Annotated in this window: 5 protein-coding genes and 1 pseudogene; 3 read left to right on the top strand and 3 right to left on the bottom strand. The window is 73.3% G+C overall.

All coding sequences use genetic code 11. The features are described from left to right. The 3 genes and pseudogenes from G5C65_RS32380 to G5C65_RS32390 form a co-directional block, all read left to right on the top strand. Positions 1-330 (top strand): annotated as a pseudogene (locus G5C65_RS32380) (hypothetical protein); the annotation flags it as partial. 39 nt (positions 331-369) lie between these two features. Further along, positions 370-1,038, top strand: coding sequence for a DUF1579 family protein (locus G5C65_RS32385; RefSeq protein ID WP_165302611.1), 669 nt, complete (start codon positions 370-372; stop codon positions 1,036-1,038). A gap of 9 nt (positions 1,039-1,047) precedes the next feature. Then, positions 1,048-1,938 (top strand): alpha/beta fold hydrolase, encoded by an 891-nt coding sequence (locus G5C65_RS32390; protein ID WP_165302612.1) that lies wholly within the window; start codon positions 1,048-1,050, stop codon positions 1,936-1,938. A 68-nt stretch (positions 1,939-2,006) separates the two neighbouring features. On the opposite strand, the gene G5C65_RS32395 is transcribed toward G5C65_RS32390, so the two are convergent. The 3 genes from G5C65_RS32395 to G5C65_RS32405 all read right to left on the bottom strand — a co-directional run. After that, positions 2,007-2,213 carry a ferredoxin gene (locus G5C65_RS32395; RefSeq protein ID WP_165302613.1) on the bottom strand — a complete coding sequence of 69 codons (207 nt, stop codon included), beginning with the start codon at positions 2,211-2,213 and terminating at the stop codon, positions 2,007-2,009. Continuing rightward, the gene (locus G5C65_RS32400) at positions 2,210-3,478 is read right to left on the bottom strand and encodes a cytochrome P450 (protein WP_165302614.1); all 1,269 of its coding nucleotides are present in this window, start codon (positions 3,476-3,478) and stop codon (positions 2,210-2,212) included. Before G5C65_RS32400 ends, G5C65_RS32395 begins: the two co-directional genes overlap by 4 nt. Before the next feature lie 155 nt (positions 3,479-3,633). Next, positions 3,634-4,197, bottom strand: a 564-nt coding sequence (locus G5C65_RS32405) for an acyl carrier protein (protein ID WP_241266221.1), incomplete at its 5' end; no start/stop codon positions are given.

Below are 4,197 nucleotides of genomic sequence, written 5' to 3' on the forward strand. Positions count from 1 at the left end.
CCCGGCAGGCAGAGCCTCACCGCGCGCCTCGACGAGTGGCGGCGCAAGCGGATCATCCCGCAGGCCAACTGGTACCCGCGCCGTGTCTACGCCGAGCGCCTCAAGCGGGCCGGCTTCACCGGCGTCGAGGTCCGGGACGTCACCGCCGAGGTGCTCGAAGCGAACGCGGAGTTCGTACGCAACCGCTGCGCCGAGCTCCTGCTGGATCCGCGCTTCCGGGCGTTCAAGCACAAGAGCGCCATCCGCTGGCATCTCCGGCTCACCGAGCTGCGCGCGGCGTCCAGGGGCTATGTGATCGCGTCCGCGGCCAAGCCACACGACGGCCAGTGATTCCCTGACCCGTTCCCGCCCTTCCCACGGGAGTTGAGCATGACATCTCGCACACCGCTCCGCGCCTTCGGCGCGGCCCTCGCCCTCGTGGTGCCCGCCTTCCTCGTCAGTGCGGCGCCCGCGAGCAGCGCCCCGGACGCCGGCGGCGGCGCCGACGACAGCAAGGCGGCCGGCAGCGCCCGTGCCGCCGGTGCGAGCGGAGCGCGGAGCGCCGAGCCCGCCGCGGGCCCCCGGTCCACGCTGCCCGCTCCGCCGCAGATGCGGAAGCTGGCCCCGCTCATCGGCTCCTGGAGGTGCATCGACAATCCGGAGCCGGGAACGCCCCGCACGGTGATGTATGTGAAGACCCAGCGGTCCATGGACGGCCACTACGTCACCATCGACGCGAAGACGGCGAGCGGCGATCTGCACGGCAGGACCGTCTGGGGCTGGAACCCCGTCGACAAGAACTACATCGGCCAGTACCACGACGACTGGGGCACCAGCAGCACCACCACCTCCCCCGGCTGGCAGGACGGGCACCTGAAGTTCAAGGGCCCCCTCGTCCAGGTGGCGAAGCCCGACCCCGCCGGGGACGCCGAGGGCGCCCACATGGACCTCGTCGACGACTACACCGTCGTCGGCAAGCACCACTTCAAGGTCCGGTCCACCGTGTCGCTCAAGGACGGGCAGGCATGGGTCCACGACTACGACTGCCGCCGGAAGTAACGCCGCGGTATGGGTTTCCCCGTTCCCCTGGGCGACGACGTGGCCCTGCATGTGCGGCACCGTCCGGGACGGCGGCCGCCCGCGTTCCTGCTCGTGCACGGCCTGGCCTCCAACGCCCGGCTGTGGGACGAGGCCGCCGAACGGCTGGCGGCAGCGGGCCACCCGGTGTACGCGGCCGACCTGCGCGGCCACGGCGAGTCCCCGGCGTCCCAGGACGGCTACGACAACGACACCGCCACCGCGGACCTGGCGGCGCTGGCCGGCGCGCTGGGGCTGCGGGGCGCGGTGGTCGCGGGCCACTCCTGGGGCGCCCATCTCGCGCTGCGGCTCGCCGCCCAGCACCCGCATCTGGTCTCCGGGCTGGCCCTGGTCGAGGGCGGCTGGTACGAACCCGCCCGGATCTACGGCTCCTGGGAGGCGTTCGTCTCCGTGATGGCGCTGACCCATCCCGATCTGCACGGTGCCACGCTCGGGGGCATGCGCGACTATCTGCGCTCCGCGCACCCCGACTGGTCCGGCCGGGCGATCGACGCGTCGCTGGCGTCCCTCCGGGTCACTCCGGAGGGTTCGCTCGCCCAGGTGCTGCCGCCCGAGCACCGGACGTCGATCATGCAGAGCATGTGGGACGACCCGCCGAGCCCGTGGTACCCGGCGGTCACCGTGCCCACGCTGCTGATCCCCGCCGTCCCCGTCACCAACCCGCGGTGGCCGCAGGACATCGCGACGCTGGTCAAGCGCATCCGCGTCGCCCTGGAGACGGCGGCGGCCTCGCTGCCCCGCGCCACCGTCCGCGCGTACCCGGACGCCGACCACGATCTGCACGCCCAGCAGCCGGGGCCGGTCGCCGAGGACCTGCTGCGGCTGGCGCACACCGTCCTGGCTGAACGACCGGTCGGCTGAGGGCTGAGGGGGGTGCCCGGCGGAGCCGGCCGGGCCGGGGCAAGCGCCCCCGACGGGTACGGCTCCGCTCAGCGGTCCGTGCCCTCCCCGGTCAGCGCGATGGCCCCTTCCGGGCAGGCCGAGGCGCCCCGGACGGCGACCGCGCGCAGCTCCTCGGGGACCTCGAACTCCCCCATCTCGTTGAAGCCGTCGTCGGTGACCTCGTAGACCTCCCCGGCGAGGCTTTCGCACATCGCGTGGCCCATGCACCGCCCGGCGTCGACCCTGACCCTCACCACCGTGCTCCCTCCCCCGTGCCGGCCGGCGGAGGGACGGCGACCAGATCGAGGCTGGCCAGTCCGCGCGCGGGCGAGTAGTGGTGGACGGGCGCGGTGCCGGGTGCCGGCGCGTACCGGGGGATCCGCCGGTGCCACTCCTCCAGCGCGATCCTGATGAGGCGGCGGGCGATATGCATCCCCAGGCAGCGGTGCGGTCCGGCGCCGAAGGCCAGCTGGCGCAGCTGCGAGCGTTCGAAGTCCACCTCGTCGGGGCGTTCGAAGGCGTCCGGGTCGGTGCCGGACAGCCCCCAGGAGAGCAGAATCCGGTCCCCGGCGCGCATCGTCACCCCGTGCCGTTCGACATCGCGGGTGACCAGCCGTCCCGTCGAGGAGACCGCGGCGTGCCGCAGCAGCTCCTCGGTGATCGCGGGCACCTTCTCGGGCGCTGCCGGGATCATCTCCTGGACCTCGGGGTGCTCGGCGAGATGGAGGTAGATCAGCCCGAGCGCCGAGGTGGTGGTGTCCAGGCTCGCCAGCATCGAGACGAAGAGGATGTTGACGATCTCTTCGCGGGTGAGCTCCCGGCCCTGGTAGGAGGAGCGGAACAGCGTGCTGATGACGTCCCGGCCGCCCCGCGCGCCCTCGGCGCGCCGCCGGTCGACGGCCTCGCCGAAGAAGTCCCACATCCGCTGGTTGGCCGGCCGGATGTCCACGCCGAAGCGGACCCTGGTCCGGCCCTCCTGGTTCAGCCAGGACTTGTGCTCCTGCAGCGCCCGCAGATGCTCGCGCCCGATCCCGAAGACCACCAGGAAGGACTCCGCGGCCAGGACGGCGGCGAACTCGGAGACGAACTCGCAGCGGCCCTTCTCGGCGATGGAGTCGATCGTGTCGTTCGCGGCCTGGCGGATCTGCGGGGTGAAGTGCTTGGCCACACCGGGGTTGAACAGGTCCGCGAGCGTCTGGCGCCAGGCGCGGTGCTCCTCGCCGTCGTACTGGATCGGGATCAGCTTCGCCGGGAAGACGTTGCCGGAGGGCACTGCCTCGGCGCTGGAGAAGAGGCCGGGGTTCTTCGCCGCCCACTCGATGTCCGCGTAGCGGGTCAGGATCCAGTATCCGCCGCCTTCCTCGGAGCGGACGATCGGCGCGTGGTCCCGCAGCTGTCTCCAGTGGGCGACCAGGTCCTCCTGCAGCCAGGGCTGGTGCATGCCCCAGCGTCTGATCCGCTCCTCCAGCGACTGAGGCGCCAGCCCGGCGGCTGGACACTGCGGCGGCGGCTTGCTCATGACCTGGCCTCCTCTCCCGGCGCGCCGGAAGGTCCCCGCACGGCGCACCGGCCCCGTCCGTCGGCTCACCAGCCGCCAGTCTGCGCAGCGCCGTTAACGGCCGTCTTGATCCGGCCTAAAGCGGGTGGCCGGATCCGGCCTGATACGGGGTCACCTCATGCGCCGAGCTCCCGGTCGATCAGGGCGAACATCTCGTCGGCGGTGGCGGCGGTCAGGTCGCCTTCGGCGGGCCCGTGCGCCGGCTGCTCCTCCTCCGGCGCGGACTCGTGCTTCCACAGCAGGGCCCGCAGCCGGCTGAGCAGGCCGGTGCGCCGCGGATCCTCCGCCGGCAGCACGGCGAGCGCCGCGTCCAGCTCGTCGAGGCGCGCGGCCGCCGGATGCTCCGCCGCGGACTCCCCGGGCAGCACCTCGGACAGCACGAAGCGGGTCAGCAGGCTCGGCGTGGGGTGGTCGAAGGCCGCCGTCGCGGGCAGCCGCACCCCCGTGGCGGCGCGCAGCCGGTTCCTCAGCTCGACCGCGGCGATGGAGTCGAAGCCCAGCTCCTTGAACGGGCGGTCCGGGCCCACCTCCTCCGCCGAGCGGTAGCGCAGCACAGCGGCCACATGGGTACGCACCAGCGCCAGCAGGGTGCCGAACCGCTCGCTCTCGGCGAGACCGGCCAGCTCCCGCCGCAGCGCCCCCGGCCCGTCGCCGCCCGCGCCCGCGTCGCCGTCCGCGCC

It is taken from the genome of Streptomyces boncukensis, from assembly GCF_011045075.1.
Classification (GTDB): domain Bacteria; phylum Actinomycetota; class Actinomycetes; order Streptomycetales; family Streptomycetaceae; genus Streptomyces; species Streptomyces boncukensis.

Coding starts and splice junctions, on each gene's coding strand:
- G5C65_RS32385 (WP_165302611.1), top strand. CDS start 370: ATGACATCTCGCACACCGCTCCGCGCCTTCGGCGCGGCCCTCGCCCTC.
- G5C65_RS32390 (WP_165302612.1), top strand. CDS start 1,048: ATGGGTTTCCCCGTTCCCCTGGGCGACGACGTGGCCCTGCATGTGCGG.
- G5C65_RS32400 (WP_165302614.1), bottom strand. CDS start 3,478: ATGAGCAAGCCGCCGCCGCAGTGTCCAGCCGCCGGGCTGGCGCCTCAG.